18 protein-coding genes and 1 pseudogene are annotated in these 19,638 nt (G+C 54.1%); 12 read left to right on the top strand and 7 right to left on the bottom strand.

The window, feature by feature from the left end:
• Nucleotides 1-181 precede the first annotated feature (181 nt).
• Nucleotides 182-1,165, top strand: a complete 984-nt coding sequence (locus tag ACLD72_RS26725) for an acetylxylan esterase (protein ID WP_458476240.1) — start codon at nt 182-184, stop codon at nt 1,163-1,165.
• 38 nt (nt 1,166-1,203) lie between these two features.
• Here the strand turns inward: ACLD72_RS26725 and ACLD72_RS26720 are convergent, their stop codons facing one another.
• Nucleotides 1,204-1,590 carry an MmcQ/YjbR family DNA-binding protein gene (locus ACLD72_RS26720; RefSeq protein WP_411003242.1) on the bottom strand — a complete coding sequence of 129 codons (387 nt, stop codon included), beginning with the start codon at nt 1,588-1,590 and terminating at the stop codon, nt 1,204-1,206.
• A 164-nt stretch (nt 1,591-1,754) separates the two neighbouring features.
• On the opposite strand from ACLD72_RS26720, the gene ACLD72_RS26715 reads away from it, so the two are divergent.
• From ACLD72_RS26715 to ACLD72_RS26705, 3 genes and pseudogenes are all read left to right on the top strand, one after another.
• Complete coding sequence (locus ACLD72_RS26715) at nt 1,755-2,420, top strand: TetR/AcrR family transcriptional regulator (protein ID WP_411003200.1); 666 nt, start codon at nt 1,755-1,757, stop codon at nt 2,418-2,420.
• Nucleotides 2,421-2,495: 75 nt separating this feature from the next.
• Nucleotides 2,496-2,633 (top strand): annotated as a pseudogene (locus tag ACLD72_RS26710) (SDR family oxidoreductase); the annotation flags it as partial.
• On the top strand, nt 2,633-3,457 hold the full coding sequence (locus tag ACLD72_RS26705) for an EFR1 family ferrodoxin (protein ID WP_411003199.1): 825 nt from the start codon (nt 2,633-2,635) through the stop codon (nt 3,455-3,457). The pseudogene ACLD72_RS26710 and the gene ACLD72_RS26705, both read left to right, overlap by 1 nt.
• Here ACLD72_RS26705 and ACLD72_RS26700 read toward each other — a convergent pair.
• Together ACLD72_RS26700 and ACLD72_RS26695 are read right to left on the bottom strand one after the other, a co-directional pair.
• A complete protein-coding gene (locus tag ACLD72_RS26700) occupies nt 3,454-5,493 on the bottom strand; it encodes an LTA synthase family protein (RefSeq protein WP_458476239.1) in 2,040 nt (679 codons plus the stop codon). The two genes, ACLD72_RS26705 and ACLD72_RS26700, sit on opposite strands and share 4 nt — an antisense overlap.
• A gap of 92 nt (nt 5,494-5,585) precedes the next feature.
• Nucleotides 5,586-6,731, bottom strand: a complete 1,146-nt coding sequence (locus tag ACLD72_RS26695) for a class I SAM-dependent RNA methyltransferase (protein WP_411003198.1) — start codon at nt 6,729-6,731, stop codon at nt 5,586-5,588.
• A 183-nt stretch (nt 6,732-6,914) separates the two neighbouring features.
• Between ACLD72_RS26695 and ACLD72_RS26690 the strand changes: the two genes are divergently transcribed.
• Nucleotides 6,915-7,544 carry an O-methyltransferase gene (locus ACLD72_RS26690; RefSeq protein WP_411003240.1) on the top strand — a complete coding sequence of 210 codons (630 nt, stop codon included), beginning with the start codon at nt 6,915-6,917 and terminating at the stop codon, nt 7,542-7,544.
• 7 nt (nt 7,545-7,551) lie between these two features.
• On the opposite strand, the gene ACLD72_RS26685 is transcribed toward ACLD72_RS26690, so the two are convergent.
• Complete coding sequence (locus tag ACLD72_RS26685) at nt 7,552-7,875, bottom strand: winged helix-turn-helix transcriptional regulator (protein WP_411003197.1); 324 nt, start codon at nt 7,873-7,875, stop codon at nt 7,552-7,554.
• Nucleotides 7,876-8,010: 135 nt separating this feature from the next.
• On the opposite strand from ACLD72_RS26685, the gene ACLD72_RS26680 reads away from it, so the two are divergent.
• Nucleotides 8,011-9,192 carry an MFS transporter gene (locus ACLD72_RS26680; protein ID WP_411003196.1) on the top strand — a complete coding sequence of 394 codons (1,182 nt, stop codon included), beginning with the start codon at nt 8,011-8,013 and terminating at the stop codon, nt 9,190-9,192.
• Between the two features lie 815 nt (nt 9,193-10,007).
• On the opposite strand, the gene ACLD72_RS26675 is transcribed toward ACLD72_RS26680, so the two are convergent.
• Entirely contained in the window at nt 10,008-10,724 is a 717-nt protein-coding gene (locus ACLD72_RS26675; protein WP_411003195.1) for a cupin domain-containing protein, read from the bottom strand.
• A gap of 157 nt (nt 10,725-10,881) precedes the next feature.
• Between ACLD72_RS26675 and ACLD72_RS26670 the strand changes: the two genes are divergently transcribed.
• The 4 genes from ACLD72_RS26670 (at nt 10,882) to ACLD72_RS26655 (ending at nt 13,366) form a co-directional block, all read left to right on the top strand.
• A complete protein-coding gene (locus ACLD72_RS26670) occupies nt 10,882-11,103 on the top strand; it encodes a DUF2905 domain-containing protein (RefSeq protein WP_411003194.1) in 222 nt (73 codons plus the stop codon).
• Between the two features lie 136 nt (nt 11,104-11,239).
• Nucleotides 11,240-11,818: a TetR/AcrR family transcriptional regulator gene (locus ACLD72_RS26665; RefSeq protein ID WP_411003193.1), complete on the top strand. Its 579-nt coding sequence runs from the start codon at nt 11,240-11,242 to the stop codon at nt 11,816-11,818.
• A 127-nt stretch (nt 11,819-11,945) separates the two neighbouring features.
• Nucleotides 11,946-12,908 carry an FAD:protein FMN transferase gene (locus ACLD72_RS26660; protein WP_411003192.1) on the top strand — a complete coding sequence of 321 codons (963 nt, stop codon included), beginning with the start codon at nt 11,946-11,948 and terminating at the stop codon, nt 12,906-12,908.
• A gap of 23 nt (nt 12,909-12,931) precedes the next feature.
• Nucleotides 12,932-13,366, top strand: a complete 435-nt coding sequence (locus ACLD72_RS26655) for an FMN-binding protein (protein ID WP_411003191.1) — start codon at nt 12,932-12,934, stop codon at nt 13,364-13,366.
• Between the two features lie 429 nt (nt 13,367-13,795).
• Here ACLD72_RS26655 and ACLD72_RS26650 read toward each other — a convergent pair whose 3' ends face one another.
• Complete coding sequence (locus tag ACLD72_RS26650) at nt 13,796-15,697, bottom strand: prenyltransferase/squalene oxidase repeat-containing protein (RefSeq protein WP_411003190.1); 1,902 nt, start codon at nt 15,695-15,697, stop codon at nt 13,796-13,798.
• A gap of 431 nt (nt 15,698-16,128) precedes the next feature.
• On the opposite strand from ACLD72_RS26650, the gene ACLD72_RS26645 reads away from it, so the two are divergent.
• Nucleotides 16,129-17,310: an alanyl-tRNA editing protein gene (locus ACLD72_RS26645; RefSeq protein WP_411003189.1), complete on the top strand. Its 1,182-nt coding sequence runs from the start codon at nt 16,129-16,131 to the stop codon at nt 17,308-17,310.
• On the opposite strand, the gene ACLD72_RS26640 is transcribed toward ACLD72_RS26645, so the two are convergent.
• Nucleotides 17,299-18,213: a LysR substrate-binding domain-containing protein gene (locus tag ACLD72_RS26640; RefSeq protein WP_411003188.1), complete on the bottom strand. Its 915-nt coding sequence runs from the start codon at nt 18,211-18,213 to the stop codon at nt 17,299-17,301. The genes ACLD72_RS26645 and ACLD72_RS26640 overlap by 12 nt on opposite strands.
• A gap of 142 nt (nt 18,214-18,355) precedes the next feature.
• Between ACLD72_RS26640 and ACLD72_RS26635 the strand changes: the two genes are divergently transcribed.
• Entirely contained in the window at nt 18,356-19,129 is a 774-nt protein-coding gene (locus tag ACLD72_RS26635; RefSeq protein WP_411003187.1) for a class I SAM-dependent methyltransferase, read from the top strand.
• The last annotated feature ends 509 nt before the right edge of the window (nt 19,130-19,638 follow it).

Genomic DNA, 19,638 nt, shown 5'->3' with positions numbered 1-19,638 from the left:
CACAAAATGTCGTTATATTATAATAGAGTAGTCCCATCACCGAAATAACGCCCCAAATTACCGCTATTTCTCCTAGCTCCCGACTTGTTGCTGGGTGATCCGGCAACTTATCCTAGAATAAGCGGTTTGATGTATTCCGGACGGAAGGATAGAATGGACTCAAGCGTGTTTTCAGTAATATATGAAAAATAAGGAGAATGACATGGGAGCGATTCAGGAGCGCATTGCGGAAGTGGCGAGGTACCGGGCCGAACGTACGGCGGGAGAGGATTTTGACGGGTTCTGGAGCCGGACGCTGGAACGGTTTGCGTCCAAACCTTTGAACGGGCGCCGGGAGCGCACGGAAACGATGATGCAGGGGATAACGGCCGATCATGTGACGTTTGAAGGATTCGACGATACCCCGCTGCACGGCTGGTTTTTGATGCCGAACGGGGACGGGGATGGGAAAAAGCATCCCTGCCTCGTGATCTATCAAGGCTACCAGTGCCATCGGGGGCTTCCGGAAAATTACGCCGCTTGGCTGCTGATGGGATACGCCGTTTTTGCCGTCGATACGCGGGGGCAGACCGGGGAGACGGGGAACCGGCTGACCTCCGGCCAAGGCATCGTGAAAGGGTGGATGACCCAGGGCATCCTGGAGCCGGAGCAATTTTACGCCAAAGCGATGACGATCGACGCCTGGAAGGCGCTAGAATGGGTCAAGGCGCAGCCGGAGATCGATCCGCAGCGGATCGGGGTGTACGGAACGAGTCAAGGGGGCGGCCTGGCCCTGCAGATGGCGGCTTTGAGCGACGTCCCGCGCGTGGCTGTGGCCAATGTCCCCAATCTGTGCCATCTGGAGTTCGCCTTGATGAATTCGACCGGTTCGGTAGCGGAAATCGCCGAGTTTCTGGCCAGAAACCCGGGTGATCTGGAGCGGGTGCTGACAACGCTAAGCTATTTCGATAATCTGAACCTGGCCGAAAAAATCAATGTCCCCGTGCTGTATTCGGCGGGCTTCAAAGACATGATCTGCTGGCCGGAGACGATCGCCGCGGCATACAACCGCAATCCCGCGCCGGGCAAGGAACTCCTCCTCTATCCATTTATGGGCCATGAGGAAGGGCCTGACGAGCACCGCTTGAAGGTTTACGCTTTTTTGCGGGAACAGTTACAGCGCTAAGCCGGGCAGTTGCCCGGCCGTTTCATTTTTTCACAGGTTCAAGATTCGCCGGCGCGGTCCCCCTCAATTCTCATTAGGACCGCCTCGCGAGCCGCCTTCGTCAGCCCCTTGAGCACCAGATCATAGGAATGATCGATCATCGCTTGCAGATCGTCGATCGGCAGGCTGCCATCAGCGGTCACCGTGTTCCAGTGCTGCTTGTTCAAATGGTAGCCGGGCTGAACGCACTTATGCTGCTCCCTTAGATTGGCGGCGATCACCGGATCGCATTTTAAGGAAATCTGTACTGCGGATTCGTTTCCCGGGACGGAGATCAGGGCGAATATTTTCCCTCCCACCTTCATGACCAACGGGTCCGGACCAAAGGGATATTCCTGGACGGCTCCTTTTTTCGATAAGCAATAGGCTGTTAGCTTGTTGTACATAGTCACTGGCATCTCCCTCAACTATCGGCTATATAATTCCGGTGTAAATAACTATACCATGCCCGCCGGCAACGTGCGAAGAGCCACAAAGGTTATTGCTTGACACGTTTTTGATTTCACATTAAAATCTAAACAGTTAGTTATTTTTTGTGGAGAAGATGATCATGACCGACAGAAAGAAGAGGACTTACGATGCCGCCCGCACTAAAGCGATCATTCTTGACGCGGCGGAAGGACTGTTTGCGGAACATGGCTATTCCGCTACGCGAATCGATGCGATCGCCGATGCTTCAGGTTATAATAAGAGTCTTATTTATCAGTATTTTAAAGATAAGCTGGGACTTTATACTGAGGTGGTCAAGCGGGCCGATCTGTTCGGAAACAAAATGTCGGAAGAGCAGGTTGGGGACTTGCTTAAGGATGAGACAACCGCTTCGGACCCGGACAAGTTCCGGCGGCTGCTTGAACAGGTGATCGACTTTTCCTATCAGCTATTGACGGACAATCCCCGTTATTTAAAAATATTCGCCTGGGAAGCTGCTGAGAACTGGAAGACATGGAAGAAAATCGCCTACAATCCGGATGATGATTTTCCCCGATTGTATAAGTTGACTTTGGCGGCGAAGAAGAATGGAATTATCAGGCGGGATATGGAACCGGTGATGGTGCCAATGATTCTGATGAATACGGTAATCCCATTTCTTCAATCGTACCGCAGAGTTAGCGAGATTTTTCCGGATGACCGTATGCCGCCGATGACGCAGGAACAGTTTAGAGAACAGATTGCAAAATTCGTTATTTACGGCGTAATGGAGCCAAGTGTCCTGTAGTTCAGGGAGCTTGGCGTTCTTTTCGTCTTAAATATAAATAACTAGTTAGATTAAATGGAGGAATGATTTTATGAGATTTCAGGTTTGCACCCTGCAGGCCGATTGGGCACGGCTGAGGAGATCGCCAAAGCGGTTCTGTTTCTGGCCAGTGACGACGCCTCATTCATTACAGGAACCAGCCTGATGGTGGATGGGGGGTATACGGCGGTCTGATGAGCATGCAGATTTTTTATTTTTCGGGAACAGGCAACTCCCTTTATATCGCTCAGGAGCTGCACAAATCGTTTCCCGAAGCAACCGTTGTACCGGTAATCCAATGGTCGGACTTTCATATTAAGGCTGATGCCGTAGGTTTCGTTTTTCCGGTTCACGCGTTTACGATGCCAGCACCGGTTAAGCATTTTTTGGAGAAAATAAACCTGGAGGAGGCCTCCTATCTTTTTGCCATAGCCACGCGGGGAGGCTCTCCCTGCAATGTATTTCTTGATATGAACCGTCAGCTTCGGAAAAAAGGAAAGGTTCTGAACGCGCGCTGGTTTATCGATATGCCCAACAATTTTTGCCATATCGCGGATACGCCTGATCAGGCGCTCATAGAGAGGTTGTGCGCGGAAGCGCTGGTCAAGCTGGAACCGATAAAAACAGCCATCAAGAACAGGGAAGAAGTGCACGCGCCGGACTCGGAAAAGTCGTTTTGGAGAAAAAGGCTGATTTTTCCGGCTTTGTCGGTCGTCTTGCGCAAAACGAACTATTTGCACACGGACAAAAATTTTTATGCCGACGACCGTTGTAGCGGATGCGGCCTGTGTTCGAAAGTATGCTTGTCCGGGAAAATTGAGCAGCAGGACGGCAGGCCGGTTTGGAAAGAAGAGACGGAATGTTATTTTTGCTTCGCCTGCATCAATTACTGTCCGCGCCAAGCCATCCAAATCCGCAAAACCAGGTCTATGACCAAAGGCAGGTACCGTCATCCGCTATACACAACACACGATATTGCCCAGCAGAAAAGCAGGTTTAACAAACCGTCGTCATCCTAATTTTCCTTTCTAAATTCAGCGATCAGGTTGCCGGTGATGATCGTGTCGGAGATGCGCAGCCTTGTCTGCGCTTCTTCGTAAGGAGCGCGGCAGCGCTCGATATCGGTGGGCGACCGGGTCTCCAAATCGTAGCATTGCCCGTTTTCAAAGCGGTTGTCGGCCGACGGGATGTAATACAGCTCGTCATCGGTGAAAGCTCCCGAACGCAGCACGACCAGTCGTTCCGTTTCGGCGCCGGCGAACAAATTGTTGCCCATCATGTAATATGGCGCCGAAGAAATGCCCAACAGATGAAGCAGCGACGGGGCCATATCCAGTTGTCCGGCAGGCCGCTTATCGGTGCCGCTTAATTTGCCGTCCGGCAGATGGATCAGCAGCGGCACCTGATTCATCATTTGATGCATGTCCAGTTCGGACAGAGACCTGCCGAGAAACCGCTCGTAATCCGCTTTGTCCGTAAGCGAATTGTCATGATCTCCGTAGAAATACAGGATCGTATTGTCCCATAACCCCGCTTGTTTAAGTCCCTCAACCAGTTCGCCCAGGGCGGCGTCCACGTAGTGGACGGACTGCAGATAATCGCCGAACATCGTGCCCTCGAACTCCCCGGTGTCCAGTTCTTTCTTGTCGGCCGGCAGCGTATACGGATGATGGCTGGACAAGGTGATGAGAAAGTTATAAAAGGGCTGCTTCTCCTGCGCCATCCGGGCCAGCGACTGGCGGAAAAACGATTTGTCGCCCAAGGACCAACCGAGCGGTTCGTTCATCGTAAAGTCTTTTTTGCTGAAAAAACGGTCGTAGCCCATCGCCTGGTACATATTGTTGCGGTTCCAAAAGCTGCCTTCGTAAGCGTGAAAAGCCTCCGCCGTGTATCCTCCTTGTTCCTTCAATATCTGCGGCAGGACATCATACGTATGGTTCGGATAACGCATGGCCACCGAGCCGACCGGCAGCGGATGCAGCGAGCTGTGTGAAGAAAAGTCCGCATCGGAGGTACGCCCCTGCCCGGTCTGGTGATAATATTTCGGATAATAAAGGCTGTCCTCCAGCAACCGGTTGAAATGGGGCGTAATCTCTTGTCCGCCAATTTGTTTGCCGATCATGAAATTCATGAACGCTTCGGCTTGAATCACGATGACGTTACTGCCCGCATAAGCGCCGAACGTTTCGTTTTGCACTGCACGGCGGCTTTGGGCTTCATCAAACCAACGCTTAATCTCCGTCTGTTCCTGCGCGGACACGGTGTCCGTTCCGCCCAGCCGCTCCTTAACGTATTGCGATGCGTCGTAAAAATGAAATCCCAACAGGCCGGTCACATTGTAAAGCGATACGTTCCACCAGTTGTTTTCAAACAGGCCGCCCGCCCATGTTTTGGCGTAATGGCGGATCGGTGCCACGGCGAGGACGAAGCCGACCGCAAAGACGATGACGCCGGCGGAGAAACGCCCCAGCAGGCGGCGCCGTCCTTCTTGGCGCCGGGCGGCCCCCGACAAGAAGCCTGCACCGCCATCCGCCAGCCGGTCTGCCTGTTGGACCACCGGTTCGTCTTGTCCTTGTCCCCTGCGTCCGAATCCTTTCTTCAGCGCCATCATCCCCAGCTTAAGTGCCAGCCACGCTCCCCAATCCGCGATCAGCCACAGGTCGTGCGGATAAATCAGCGACCGGATGCTGCCGCCAAGCTCCCCGACCTGCCCGGCCTGCAGCAAGACCGGCACCGTAATGAAATCCCTGAAATAGCGGTAATATACGAGATCGGAAAAAATCAGCGCGGTGAGCAGTACGTTCAGCACGGCAAGAGCGATTGACTTGCCGCGCGGTGGCAGCCACAGCGTCCAGAACGAGACAAGCATCACCGAACCGATGGCAATCAGGTCGTCGAGCAGGTTCATGTCGATATAGAGGGCGTGCAGTTGGCTGTGCAGCATCTTAAGCTTCATGAAGATCGCAAACACAAACAAAATATATCCAAACGGACGGTACCGCAGCAGCCAATTTATCCGTTTGGCAAACCCGCGATCCCCGGCAAAACGCAGCATGTTCAAAAAAACTCCTTTCCTTAACTTACTCGTTCAAAAAGTCAGCTTTTCAGCACCACTACCTTTGAAAAGGGAAAGCCCTTCTTCCACGTTTAGTGGCGTGGAGGAAGGGGCCCGAGGAACTGCAAATATTGGCATTCGATGCGGCCGTTGTACAGCTTGCGGCGTTTGTCCGCTTTGCGCTGAAAATCATGCTCGAATTGCATGGTTGGCGTCAGCGCGAAAAAGGACCAGGTAGGCAGTCCGGCCATGATTCGGCCGAGCTGGGCGGTCAGCTTCCGCACTTCTTTTTCCTCTCCGATCCGTTCGCCGTAAGGCGGATTCGTAATCATGCAGCCGTACTCGCCCTGCGGTTGGATTTTGACGGCGGGAAGGCATTCGAACCTGATCTCCTTTGCCAATCCGGCGCTTTTGGCGGCGGCTTTGGCGATTTCGATCGCCGCCGGGTCGATGTCACTGCCGGCGATGTTCAGCGGGATGTCGTCCCGCACTGCGTCAAAGGCCTCTTCCCGGGCCTCTTGCCATAAACGTTCCGGCACGGCCGGCCAGCTTTCGGCATTAAACGTCCGGCGCAGTCCAGGCGCCAGGTTCCAGCCGATCATCGCCGCTTCGATCGGCAGCGTGCCCGAGCCGCAGCAAGGATCGTAGAACGGCCGCGCCGGATTTTGGTTCCAGCGGCTGAGCAAAATCAGGGCGGCGGCCATCGTTTCCTTTAGCGGCGCCTCCGTAGCATGCTTGCGGTAGCCCCGCTTGTGCAGCGCCGGCCCGGTCGTATCGAGCGTGAGCAGCGCCTTGTCGTTCAATAGATTGACTTCGATGACATAACGCGGGCCTGTCTCCTGAAACCATTCGGTAGAGTGCGACAGCTTAAGCTTTTCGACGACCGCTTTTTTGACGATTCCCTGGCAGGCAGGGACGCTGCTGAGCTGCGACTTGTGCGACCGGCCTTCCACCGGGAATTCCCCGTTCGCGGGAATCCACTCCTGCCAAGGCAGCGCTTTGGTGCCTTCAAACAGCTCGTCGAAAGTCATGGCGGTAAATTCGCCCATCTTGATCAAAATCCGGTCGGACGTCCGCAGCCACAAATTACAGCGGCAAATATCGATCAGCTCGCCGGTAAAATGGACGCGGCCGTTTTCGACCGCCGTATCTTCGTATCCCAATTCTTTCAATTCGCGCGCCACCACGGCTTCCAGCCCCATCGGGGCGGTCGCGATCAGTTGCAAAGGTCCAGACATTCCTGTAGATCACTCCAGCTTCGGCATTATACTTGTGAGAACTGCGTAAAAACCATACAATTCAGTATAGGCCAATGCTTGTCAAGTTACAAACGGTTCTTTGGATCGCGATGCGAAAAAACGTACCGAAGCGATCTAAGCCATATACATATGGAAGCGAACGAAAGGATGTAGATGATTGCGATGTTGACGCCGGAACAATACGGGGACGAACTATATGCCAAGGATGAGGTGCTGGAGCGGGTGACGCGGTCTATTTTGGATAGCGGGTTGAGGGATGTGTCGATCGCGCCGGGGTATGGCCGGCTTTTGACTTTGCTCGTCAAGCTGGCGGGAGCCGAAGCGGTGCTGGAGATCGGCGCCCTTGGCGGCTACAGCGGGATCTGTCTGGCCCGGGGACTGCCGGCGGACGGGCGGCTCGTGTCGCTGGAGCTGAAAGAGGAGAACGCCGGATTGGCGCGGCGGAATTTGGAAACCGCCGGATTCGGCAGCCTGGCCGAGTACATGATCGGCCCCGCGCTGGACAGCCTGGCGACGCTGGAAACCCGGGGGGAGCGGTTCGATTTCTTTTTCATCGATGCGGACAAAGAAAACTACCCGGCGTACCTCGAATATGCGATAAAACTGGCCAAGCCGGGCGCGCTCATTGCCGGGGACAACATTTTGCTGCGGGGGCGTACCCTCAATGAGGAGAAAAACGGGCCTTCGGTACAGGCGATGCGCAGATTCAACGAGATGATCGCCCGGGACGAGCGGTTGATCAGCACGCTGCTGCCGGCTTATGACGGCCTTGCGTTGGCGATGGTGAAATAAAAAGAGGTCAATTTTTCCACCTGGCCGCCCATTTTTCCATTTCCTTAAGCGAGCTTTGAAAGTCCAGGCCTTTTGGCGTCAGCGAATATTCGACCGTAACCGGGACGGTGGGAAAAACCTCACGGCGGACGATGCCGCTTTTCTCCAAATGCCGCAGCGCATCGGTTAACGATTGCGTACGGACGATCTTCAAATCGCGGTGGAGCTGCTGAAAGCGCCGCGGGCCTTTGGACAGCTCGGCGATGATCAGAAAAGACCACTTGGCTCCGAGGATTTGCAGTACGGAGCAGATGTCGGAAAGGTCCTCGGTTCCTTTTTGTTGCTGTTCCATTTTTCTTCCTCCTCGAACTTACTTAAATATAGTTAGTCAAAATAATTGGATAATATCCAAAAGCTTTGCCTTCTTACATATCGTATGTAACCTCATTATAATGCAATCAAGAAGATGTGAGGAGGGAAATTTAACATGAATAAACTAAAGCTTGCGGTTTACGTGTTGACCATCGGCGTATTTCTTACGGCGACCTCGGAGCTGATCGTTTCGGGGATCATCGGTACGATATCCGAAGATTTGGGCGTTTCGCTGGCGTTAGCCGGACAATTGGTTACGGTTTACTCACTGTCTTTCGCCATCGGTACCCCGATGATCATATCGCTAACCTCGCGGCTCAGCCGTAAACACATGCTGCTGGCCTCGCTGGCGGTATTTATCGCCGGCTGCCTGGCGGCATGGATGAGCCCAAATATGACCGTTTTGATGATTTCCCGAGTTATTTTGGGCATGAGTTCAGGTGTCTTTCTTGTCGTCGTGTTTGGTGCAGCCGCTAAAATCGTCCCCCCGGACAAAATCGGCAGCGCGATCGGCACTGTCGTCCTCGGCTTCAGCAGTGCGATGATTTTGGGAATTCCAATTGGCATGGCCATTGCCGAATGGCTGAACTGGCGGGCGATTTTCCTGATCCTGGCCTTGCTTAGCATAGGGGTGGCGTACTTGATTAACAAGTTGGTTCCACCGATGGAAGGGGATGCGGCGGTTCCTTTTTTCCGGCAGTTTAAAGTTCTCGGCAGCGCGGTCATCTTCAGCGGACTGCTGATTACGTTGTTCAGAGAGTCGGGCAATAATCTGCTGTTTACGTACGTCATTCCTTTTATGCAAAATATCTTTGCCTTACCTGCTTCTTACAGCAGTTTCATCATGCTCTTACTAGGTATTGTCGGGGCTATCGGATCGCGTCTGGGCGGTTACTGCATCGACCGCTGGGGAGCCTCCCGCGTGCTCCTCGCCGGTCTGGCGATCCATGCGGTGACCATTTCGATGTTGCCTTTGTGGACGGGCCGGACGATCCCGGGGATTGTGTTCCTTTCCTTGATGGTGTTGGCCATGTTTGCCACAGGAACGGCGATTCAAAGCTATTTTATCGCGCGGGCACCGCAGTCCTCCAATCTGGTGTTAAGCATCAACACCTCCATCACCCACTTGGGGCTGGCGCTTGGCGCAGGTGGGGGAGGCCTCGTGCTCGAATCGGCGGGAACGCTATACTACCATCCCTGGCTGGGAGGGCTTTTGATCGGGTTAGGCCTTGTGGCTGCCTCTGTAAGCATCGCTTGGGGGAGAAAGAAAAGCCGGATCGGATTATCGCTAAGTTAACTTTGCCGGTCATGCGGTTTTAGTAGACGATTCTGGAAAAAACGTTAACATGATGGCAAGTGAAGACTTGAGAAAACGGCAAAATTAGCCTATTGAAAATCTCGGGTGACAACATAAGGGGAAAAAAGGGTGCTATTTCAGCGATATCCCCCATGTTGCGTGAAATAGAGGAATTTTATGGCGCTATTTTCACGATTTAGTAGCGAGAGGCCGCCTTCGACCTGTTCATCGAAAAATAAGACCATAAAGTTCCTCTATGGTGAGGAATAGGCTCAAATTCGAAAAATAAGACCATAAAGTTCCTCTATTTTATGGGGACGATATTGAGGACAAGACTAATATAGAACAAAGCGATCCATGGCCCCTGTCCCAGATAAGCCATTTATTTCCGGATCATTCTACTAAGTACTGTGCAAAATGAGCCCTCGCGAGCGCTCGCCGTGAGCTTCGTGCCCCGTTTATTGTTGGAGCAGGGCCAACTCCGGAAGGACGAACTGCAAAAGTGCAGTTGAATTTCACCAAAACGCCCCAAAACGGCTGATCAAGTGAAAAAGTACATCTCATTAGAGACTGTTCGATAAAAAAGAGTCTTTTGGCCGGATAATGAACTGCACATTTGCAGTTGAGCCAACTGTTTCGAGTAAATTCGACGAGAATCGCATGCACTTTTGCATTTGGGGGGAAATCTCGCACTCGCAGCCAACGGAAAGTATCGGTAACTCTTTAAATTTGACGAATAAGGGGCGCCCCCAAGCCATTAGACGACTTACGGGACGTCCCTTGCTGTTAATAGTGGAGTCCTCCTGGCCGATTCTTTAAGGCCCGTCGTGGTACAGATGAGCCCAGCCGTTTCCGATGACCTGCGGCCGCCGGGGATTGCCGTCGCTTTGCTGGTACGGGCGAAGACCGTAGCCTTGGTTGTAGGGCGGGTGGCTGGCATGGGCTGTGGTATTGGGCTGCGGATTTTGCGTTTGGTAACAGGCGTCCTGATTTTCTCTCGGGGAGCCAGTTGGCGGCCCGATGATCACGGTTTGGTTCAGCGGCGCAAACGCCTCTTTGACTTTAGCAGGATCGAGGCAGTACATGTGGGCGAGAGCCTCGGGTGGCGTGAGCCGGAGCATATCGGAGACGGGAATGATTTCCGGGACTGGCGCGTCGAAAATGGCCAAAAAATGCGTCCCGTCCACGGTAGCGGTGTCATAATGCCACCACCCCCGGGGGATGCTGGTCACCTGGCCGGGCCGGTTCGGATAATGCCGAAGCTCTTTCGTAAACGGATTGATGATCGAGACGACGACCTCGCCGGCAATGCAATATACAAGCTCCGAGGCGTTTGGATGGTGGTGGGGTTCGATGGCGTTGCCTTTGTCCAAATAGGTGTCCAGCATCGACATATTGCCGAGCGTATTTAAATTTCTGATGGATAGTTCGTTAATGTAATTACGTTCGTCCTTTTTGAAAGAGGTGTTATGGTTGACGTCATACGTAAATTGCGCGGTTGGCGAAGTGAAATCCATATTGGAGACCGCCATGGCTGTTCCCTGCCTTTCTAATTTTGCTTAGGCGTTGCACTGCTATTCGATATCTATGCTTATGGCAAGTGGACTATGATTCATTTGCGTTTGCCCTCTGCGGTTTGTATCATAAGGGGAAAATAGGATTTTAGCGAATGGGAGGGTGATTTGCGTCATGAGCAACTTTCCGAAAATCCTCATCGTTTCCGGCGTTGTCCTGATTGTCATTGGGCTTGTCTGGCTGTTCCTCGGCCGGTTTATCCAATTGGGCCGGCTTCCCGGCGATATCGTGATCGATCGGGGCAACTTCAAGTTTTATTTTCCGATCGTCACCTGCATTTTGATCAGCGTTGTGTTCTCTTTGATCATGTACGTGATCCGCTGGTTTATGAAATAAAACCGCCTGGGCCAGGCTGCCAACGACAGAATCACTGATGGATTAGGATCCGTATTGACAGAAAACGGAAGCTAAACTACAATATGAATGAACAAAAAAATATTCATTCATTATAGCGATTACCGGAGGTAGCCAAGTGGAAGACAAGAAAACCCAGATATATCAATGTGGGAAAGAGTTGTTTAGCGCCAAAGGATTCAAAGACACCAATGTAGCAGACATTACCAAGAAGGCCGGGGTTAGCGTAGGCACGTTTTACAACTATTACCCCTCGAAAGAAAAGCTGTTTATGGAAATATTTTTGGCGGAAAACGTGAAGCTCAAAACAAGCATCATGGCGTCCGTTGAGCCGAATGAGGAGCCTTTGAAGATAATTCAAGGATTTCTGGCGATGAATCTTAGCGGTATGAAGTCCAATCCGATTTTGAAGGAATGGTACAACCGCGAGGTGTTCGGCAAAATCGAGAAACTGTTCCGCGAAGAAAACGGCATCGATGCCGTCGATTTCGTCTACGGCAGCTCGGCCGAGCTGGTGAAGCGGTGGCAAGCGGAAGGGAAAATGCGCGATGATATCGATAGTGAAATGATTATGGCCATGTTTGCGGCATTGATCAACATCGAGACGCATAAGGAGGAAATCGGGCTGGCCTATTTCCCGCAGTTGCTGGACTACATGACGGAGTTTATCATGAAGGGCCTAACCCCTCGTCCTTAAGCAGCAGGAAGAAGCGGGGAGCTGCATAAGCGGCTCTTGTCTTCAAATGAATGAATTCAAAAATGTTCATTCATAACTTTCGAAAATGCCGAATATATTTGCTTAGCGAAAATAGGAGGAGATCGCAATGGGCAAATCAGCGGCGGCGGAGTCCATAAGCTTAGGGATGGGAACGGAGATATGCCACAGGGCCTTTGGCAAACATGCGGAAAAAGCGCTCAGGGCGGTCGAAGCCGAGGCCAAACGCTTGGAGCGGCTGTTAAGCCGCTTCGTGCCCGAGAGCGAGATCTGCGGAATCAACAGGTTCGCGGGCAGGAAGGAGGTAACGCTTGGCCCGGATGCTTTTGAAGTGCTGGCGCTGGCCGCCCATTTTTCCGCCTGCTGTCATGGAACTTTCGATGTGACGATCGGCCCGTTGGTTAAGCTGTGGAATGTTCAACATACTGCCGCGGTTCCGGATGAGGATAGGATCAGGCAGGTGCTTCCCTTGGTAAATTATGCCGATGTACTCCTGGATCCCGCCGCCAAAACGGCCGGTCTTAGGCAACCTGGCCAGTCTATCGATCTGGGAGCGATCGGCAAAGGGTATGCCAGCGACAAGTTTACCTATCTGTTCAGGAGCTTCGGTGTCTCATCGGCGTTTACTAATCTCGGCGGGAATGTGGCCGTATTGGGCGGCAAACCGGACGGTTCCCCATGGCGCGTGGGCATCCGGCATCCGCGGTGGGAAAATCGCTTAATCGGCGCAGTTTCTGTCGTAGACAAGGCGGTGGTTACATCGGGCGACGATCAGAGGTATTTTGTTGATGGCTCGGGAAAACGGCGTCACCATATCCTGGATCCTACCATCGGATATCCCTCGGAATCAGGCCTGCTCAGCACCACGATCGTGGCGGACAGCGCCGCGGCGGCCGATGCTTTGTCGACGGCATTGTTTGTGGCCGGCTTGGAAAAAGGACTGGGGATTTTGGAAAGTTTCCCCGGAGCCGAAGCCATTTTAGTCGACGGCAATCTGCAGGTTTACGTGACGCCGGGTCTAAGGGACCGCTTCCGGACCGAAGAGGGGACGAAGGCAATGATCATCGTTTAAATCCAAGGGAGGGGGAAATTTGCATGAACCGGAAAGCGGCCAAAACGAAAAGGAAAGGGAAGATGAAAATGTGGATCATCGCAGTGGTGCTGCTGCTTGGGGCAAGTGCCGGCGGAGCGCTGCTCTTTACGGAGGGGGAACGGCGCGAAGGAAAAAACCTCCCCATCCATGCCGTGGATTTTAAAAATCTGAAAGACGGCACGTATGTGGGGACATACGAGGGCGGCAAGTACAAATGGAGAGCCAACCGGGTTCAGGTTACGGTGTCCTCGGGCAAGGTGACGGATATCAAGCTACTGATGCACAAAGAAAACCGCCCGCCGGATTTTACCGGCGACTTGTACGGCAAGGTGATCGCCTCGCAGTCATTGCAAGTGGACACGGTCAGCGGAGCGACGATCACCTCCAAAGCGTATCTTAAATCGGTGGAAGACGCGCTTTACTGGGCGCAGAAATAACTAACGACACAAGTTCCTGCGACGGAACGAAAAGAGGGTGATCCGATGATATTTTATTTTACCGGAACGGGCAACTCCCTGTACGCGGCAAAAGCGATCGCGAGCCATCAGGGGGAAGAACTGATTTCCATCGCTGCAGCGGTCGGCAGCGGCAAGTTATGAATACGATCTGCGGAAAAACGAGGCCGTAGGAGCGGCAACATTCAAGTAGGTGAAAGGCCGGAGTGGGGACAGAACTGCACGCAATGTTTGGCGTGTATCCATTATTGTCCCGCCCAAGCCGTTCAATATGGAAAAAGCACCGAAAAGAAAGGCAGATACGCGAACCCTCATATCAGCATCGCCGAAATCAGCAAAGGCAAAGCAATCCGGTAGGCAAACAACGTCCCGGCTCCATTTTCATCTGGAGCGGCGGGACGTTGCTTCGCGTTACTCGCCTCCATACTTATTCCGGTAATGCCCGAGCGCCAGCAGCGGCCAAATGTAGCGGTAGCTATGGTAATGCACGTAAAAATGCCCGGGCAGCCCGGCGCCGGTCGGATAAGAGGCGGTCCAGCCGTCTTCATGCAGCATCGCGATCAGCCTGGCGATTCCCTGGTCGATCTCGGCCGTGGGCCGGTCGTGCACAGCGATCAGTGCATCCAGCGCCCAAGCCGTTTGCGAAGGCGTGCTTGCGCGAAGCGGCACATACCGCTCCTCCTGGTCGCTGCGGCAGGATTCGCCCCAACCGCCGTCCGGATTGCGGATGCTTAACAGCCAGCGGGCGCCTTGGGCAACGGCTTCGTGATCCGAAGCCAGTTTGGCTGCTTTTAAACCTGTAAGCGCGGCCCAGGTCCCGTAGATATAGCAAACTCCCCAGTGGCCGTACCATGATCCGTCCGCTTCCTGATGGCGGATCAGCCAATCGGCTCCGCGCCGGATGAACTCATGGCGGGTGTCCAACCGCGCGAAATTCCCCAAAAACTCCAGCGCCCTTCCGGTAAGATCCGCTTCCGAAGGATCGATGGCCGCCGCTTTGGCTCCGTCGATCGCGAGCCAGGTGAGTATTTCTTTGTTCGTGTTTTTTTCGAAAGCCGGCCAGCCGCCGTCGTCGTTTTGCATGGAGAGAACCCAGTTGAGCCCGCGATTCCACGGTTCGAGGTAGGCCGGTTCCCGTTCGGTCAGGCTGTGGATCGCCCGCAGCGCGGCCGTTGAATCGTCGACGTCGGGAATGATCGTGTTGGTGTCCGAGAACCCCCAGCCCCCAGGCGCGACACCGGGATTGTGAATTTGCCAGTCTCCGGCTTTGCGGTGCTGCCGGGAACGAAGATAGGCGGCGGCCTTCCGGATTGCGGCGTGATCGCCGCTAAGCCCGGATTCCTGCAGGGCGTAAGCGATCAGTGCGGTATCCCAGACGGTGGAAGGGGAGTTCTGGATCGTGGTTCTGCCGCCTGTACCGCCCGCGCTGCAGCGCATCGCCGACAAGCCGTCAACGGCATGTGTGATGACCGGGTGCCGCCGGTCATATCCGAGGGCAAGCAGGGCGAACACCATCAACACCGTGCTGCTGGCATACGTGTACAGGGTGCCGTCGGCCTCGATCCGCTCCAGCATATACTGTTCGGCCCTCTTCACGGCGGCATGGCGGATGTGCTGCGGGGGGCCGATCAGCCGGTTGATCCCGGCTTGGATCTGGGTGAGCAGATCCCGGTTTTCCCGGGAAATGACCTCCTCGTCCCAGGTGCGGCCGGCATACAAATCGCTTAAATCCGGAGTGAGTGGCGTTTTCAGGGAGAAGTTCCGGCCGGCCATGATCAGCAGCGGCACCAGATGAACCCGCGAATACCCGGAAAAATCAAAAAAACTGACCGGAAAAGAGGGCGGCAGGAGCAGAATTTCAATCGGAATGGAGGAGAGCGAAAGGGGCCATTTGCGCTGCCCCGTGGCGGCGAGCAGTGCTTTCGTGAGCAGGCCGGTCGCCCTCCCGGTCCCGCCGGCGGCTTGAATGTACCGTCTGGCCCGGCGGATCGGTTCGTCCTCCGGCCGGCTGTACCCGGAACACAGCAGCGCATAGTAGGCCTCTACCGTCGCCGACAGGTTCCCTTCCCGCTCGTCTTCATACCATCGCCAGCAGCCTTCGGGCTGCTGCGCGGCGAGGATGCGGTCGTGCAGTGAACGGATCAGTTCTTCGCTGCCCGCGTTCAGTGAGCGAAAGAGCACGATCACGCTCACATCCAGAGCCGTCCCATTCTCGAAGCAAAACCGCCAGGTCCCGTCCGGCTCCTGCCGCCGGACCAGTTCGCCTGCCAACCGGCCGATTTCCCGGTCTACATCGCCGATAACATGACCCATTCCTTGGTCCTCCTTAAGCCGTTTTCATCCGTAACAGTATATGAGGGGTTAAAAAGGGTAATGAGGGACGGCCCGGTTTAATTTGCCGATGTTGGTCCGAACACCGGAGTAAGCCTGAAGCGCGACAGTTGATCACACGGGGGCTAACGGACTAGGGCGACCTTATTTGTCTGAAAAGACGGCGTTTTCATTTTTAACGGACTGGAGAGCCGCTATTTGCCCGAAAATGGTCGGATTCCTGCATATTAGCGCTGAATAAGGTCTGTGGTGTCCGTTACTCGTTTTAAAATGGTTGATTTCTCCGAAATAACGGCGCTGGGGTCCGTTAGGATTGGTTTACGCCGGATTGTTCTCCTGGTCTGACCTGTCCTTTACCGCAGGCGGGAAAAATTGTATGGTAATGGTACTTGGAACGGGAAGGAACATGAAATATGACAAAAAGACTTTATTTCGAATCTGCGTATCTTATCGAGTGGCAAACGCGCGTCAGCCGAACACTGAAGCGCGAGGACGGGGATTATGTCGTCCTGGAGGAAAGCGCCTTTTATCCCCATGGGGGCGGGCAGCCGAACGACGAAGGAACGATCCAGGGTATTCCGGTGCTTGACGTGATCAGCGAAAATGACGAGGTGCTGCACAAAGTGGAGCGCTTGCCTGACGATACGGTCGTGAGCTGCGCCGTGAACTGGGAGCGCAGGTTTGACCATATGCAGCAGCATAGCGGCCAGCATCTGCTGTCCGCCGTCTGCCGCGAGCTTTACGGGGCGATGACGGTCAGCTTCCATCTGGGGGCCGACTACTGCACGATCGACGTGGAGCGTCCGGAGCTCACACCGGAACAACTAGCCGCCATCGAACTGGCCGCAAACCGGCATATTTACCGGAACCACGAGATCATCAGCTATTTCGTAACCGGGGAGGAAGCCGCTAAGCTGCCCCTGGTGAAACGGCCGAAGGTGACGGAGAACATCCGCATCGTCGAGATGAAGGACGTGGAATATAACGGCTGCGGGGGGACGCATGTCTCGTCCACAGGCGAAATCGGGATGATTAAGCTGTTAAAGGCGGAGAAGCAGAAGGGCAACATCCGGGTCTACTTCAAATGTGGTCTGCGCGCCCTGGCGGAATTCAACGAAAACCAGCGGATTTTGGGGCTGCTGACCGGCAAACTCAAAACGGGCCGGGAAGGGCTTGCCGAGCGGATCGAAAAGTGGGAGCAGGAGCAAAAGCAGCTGCAGCAGGAGTTGGCCAACGCGAAGGCCCTCAATGACGAATACTTGGCGCGGGAGCTGTTATCGCGGCGGGAGGGCGGCATCATCGCTTTTGTTTTTGCGGACAAGTCTTTAAAAGATCTGCAAAACCTGGCGGCGAAGCTGACCGCCGCAGCCGCAGATTCAGGCACGCTCGTGCTGCTTGCGACCGCGGCGGACAACAAGGCGGTGATGGCTCATAACGGAGGAGCTGCGGTTTCCTGCGGCGTATTTTTTAAAGAGCATCTTCCGGCTTTTAACGGCAAGGGCGGCGGCAGCGACAAGCAGGCGCAGGCCGGGTTCGATACCTGGGAAGATGCGCAAGCTTTTGTCGAATTCGCTAAACGGACCTTAGGTTCCTAAATCCAATCTTTGTCCATACGGGTTTTCCCGAACGAGCCGGATAAATGCCTCCGCAGCAGGAGACAACGGCTCGTTTTTGCGCGTGCAGACGGAAAAAATATTTTGCGGCTCAGGTCCCTCCACGAACACGCGGGACAATCGGCCGCGTTCCACCTGCTCCCTGACGACCAGCGACGACACAAAGCTGGCTCCGTACCCGGCGATCACGGCTTGCACGGTTTCGTTCAGCCCGTTGAACTGCAGGGCGATGCGCGGCGCAGGGGCGTTAAACGTCCGGCATAAGGCCAAAAAACGCTCCCGTGTGGAACTGCCCGTCTCCCGCATGACGAACGGCTCCTTGACCATTTCCGCCAAGCTGACCTGCCGGCCCGCGTAACGGTGATCCGAAGCGACAACGAACCACAGCTCGTCCCGGAACAGCTCCTCTGAATGGATCGTCTCCGGATATTCCTCCGCCAATCCGCCGTAAAACGCCAGATCCACCTCCACCCCCAGCAACTGCTTCAGCGCATCGCTGGAATTCGTCGTGTTGATCGTCATCTCCACCTGGTCAAACCGCTGCTTGAACTTGGCGATCCAGGTCGGGATGAGAAAATGGGCGGGCAAATACGTGGCCGCCATACGAAGATGGCCGATTGCGCCCTCCTGATAATCCTGCAAAAACCGTTCAATTTGCTGCTCAACGGCAAACAGCCGCGCGCTTAACGCGTACAGTTTGGCGCCGCCGTCCGTCAGGGCGATCCCTCTTCCTTGCGCTTTCAGCAGGGGGAGGGACAACTCTTTTTCGAACTTTTTGATCTGTGCGGAGATCGCCGGCTGGCTGATGTTTAACAGCTCCGATGCGCGCGTCACGCTGCCCGTGGATGCGATCACGTGAAATAGCCGCAGGGCGTGCAGGTTCATAGAGACACTCCCTTTCGTTATCAACTCATATACCAAATCTATAGATAATTAATAAATATATATTATATTTATCATTCGTTTTCAACTACAATGGCTTCAAAAGGAAGAACACACCCTTTCCGGACAAAGGAGCTGAACAGCAATGGAAATTTTGAATCCGGCGTTTGATTATGACAAGTATGGTCGGGATTATTCCGGGTACCGGCGGACGGACCCGCGGATTGCGGAGTACGTGCTCCGGGCTTTGGGCGACGCCAAAACCGTCCTGAACGTAGGAGCCGGGGCGGGCTCTTACGAGCCGGCGGACCGGCATGTCGTTGCCGTGGAGCCTTCCCGCGTCATGCGCGAGCAGCGGCTGGCCCGGGGGAAAGCTCCGGCGGTGATCGGCTGGGCGGACAACCTGCCGTTTGACGATCGCTCCTTCGATGCCTCCATGGCGATGGTCACCATCCACCATTGGCCCGATGTCCGCCGGGGACTCGCGGAGCTGCGGCGGGTGACCCGGGACACGGCGGTCGTGATGACTTTTGACCCTGCCGCGATGGACGGGATTTGGCTGGCGCATTATTTTCCGGAGTTGATCGAAATCGAGCGAAGCCGGATGCCTGCGCAGGACGTCATTGTCGAAGCCTTGGGAGGAGACTGCGAAATCGTGCCGGTCCCGGTCCCGTTTGACTGCATCGACGGATTTCAGGAAGCTTTTTACGGGCGGCCGGAAGCGTTTTTGGTGAAAGAGGTAAGGGCGGCGCAGTCGTCCTGGGGATTCCTGCCGGCCGGGGCGGAGGAAAAGCTGGTTCAACGGCTGGCCGAAGAGCTTAAAACCGGCGAATGGGACCGGCGCTTCGCGGCATACCGGAATAAACCTTTCCATACCTGCGCGTTAAGATTGGTTGTGGCGGACGTGCGTGGTTTTTAACGATATTTAACATATTTGACTTTAGCTTGATGTTCCGATCACGCTCTGTTGACACCCAAGCCTTACACTGGCAAAGGAATTACCAGTTATTTATCGGAAAGTGGAGCAAGGCGCTTGTTTAATTGCAAATCATGCAATTAAACCCGTGCTATTCGCATGACAGGCAGAAATGTATGGATGTTGTTGCAGGAAATGCAATTAAAACGTGTTAACCTGCTTCATCGTTGAAATCTAGTTGTACATTTTGCAATTAATCGTTCGAGCCGGATCTTCCAATGCGAATGTAACGCGAACCCAGCACCTGCAAAACTGCCGACGTGTGGCTAACGGACTCAAATGACCTTATTTGGCGTAAAAGCTGGGGTTTTATTTTCTAACGGACCGGAGAGCACTAGCCATGCAAACAACCTGACATGAAAAGTTGAAATTATGGTCCAATTACTATTTTGGTAATTAATGAAATATATTTACAGGTTTGTTTCGGTCTTAGATTCAAAAAGGAGAATGTC

The organism is Paenibacillus lacisediminis, assembly GCF_046567315.2.
Note: the sequence above shows the minus strand (reverse complement) of the source record. Positions and strands in the feature narration are given on the sequence as shown.

Excerpts from the sequence above, each read along its gene's own strand:
- ACLD72_RS26705 (WP_411003199.1), top strand. The coding sequence starts at position 2,633 with ATGAGCATGCAGATTTTTTATTTTTCGGGAACAGGCAACTCCCTTTAT.
- ACLD72_RS26655 (WP_411003191.1), top strand. The coding sequence starts at position 12,932 with ATGAACCGGAAAGCGGCCAAAACGAAAAGGAAAGGGAAGATGAAAATG.
- ACLD72_RS26660 (WP_411003192.1), top strand. The coding sequence starts at position 11,946 with ATGGGCAAATCAGCGGCGGCGGAGTCCATAAGCTTAGGGATGGGAACG.
- ACLD72_RS26685 (WP_411003197.1), bottom strand. The coding sequence starts at position 7,875 with ATGGAACAGCAACAAAAAGGAACCGAGGACCTTTCCGACATCTGCTCC.
- ACLD72_RS26640 (WP_411003188.1), bottom strand. The coding sequence starts at position 18,213 with ATGAACCTGCACGCCCTGCGGCTATTTCACGTGATCGCATCCACGGGC.
- ACLD72_RS26675 (WP_411003195.1), bottom strand. The coding sequence starts at position 10,724 with ATGGCGGTCTCCAATATGGATTTCACTTCGCCAACCGCGCAATTTACG.
- ACLD72_RS26700 (WP_458476239.1), bottom strand. The coding sequence starts at position 5,493 with ATGCTGCGTTTTGCCGGGGATCGCGGGTTTGCCAAACGGATAAATTGG.
- ACLD72_RS26670 (WP_411003194.1), top strand. The coding sequence starts at position 10,882 with ATGAGCAACTTTCCGAAAATCCTCATCGTTTCCGGCGTTGTCCTGATT.
- ACLD72_RS26725 (WP_458476240.1), top strand. The coding sequence starts at position 182 with ATGAAAAATAAGGAGAATGACATGGGAGCGATTCAGGAGCGCATTGCG.
- ACLD72_RS26635 (WP_411003187.1), top strand. The coding sequence starts at position 18,356 with ATGGAAATTTTGAATCCGGCGTTTGATTATGACAAGTATGGTCGGGAT.
- ACLD72_RS26645 (WP_411003189.1), top strand. The coding sequence starts at position 16,129 with ATGACAAAAAGACTTTATTTCGAATCTGCGTATCTTATCGAGTGGCAA.
- ACLD72_RS26690 (WP_411003240.1), top strand. The coding sequence starts at position 6,915 with ATGTTGACGCCGGAACAATACGGGGACGAACTATATGCCAAGGATGAG.
- ACLD72_RS26720 (WP_411003242.1), bottom strand. The coding sequence starts at position 1,590 with ATGTACAACAAGCTAACAGCCTATTGCTTATCGAAAAAAGGAGCCGTC.
- ACLD72_RS26680 (WP_411003196.1), top strand. The coding sequence starts at position 8,011 with ATGAATAAACTAAAGCTTGCGGTTTACGTGTTGACCATCGGCGTATTT.
- ACLD72_RS26695 (WP_411003198.1), bottom strand. The coding sequence starts at position 6,731 with ATGTCTGGACCTTTGCAACTGATCGCGACCGCCCCGATGGGGCTGGAA.
- ACLD72_RS26715 (WP_411003200.1), top strand. The coding sequence starts at position 1,755 with ATGACCGACAGAAAGAAGAGGACTTACGATGCCGCCCGCACTAAAGCG.
- ACLD72_RS26650 (WP_411003190.1), bottom strand. The coding sequence starts at position 15,697 with ATGGGTCATGTTATCGGCGATGTAGACCGGGAAATCGGCCGGTTGGCA.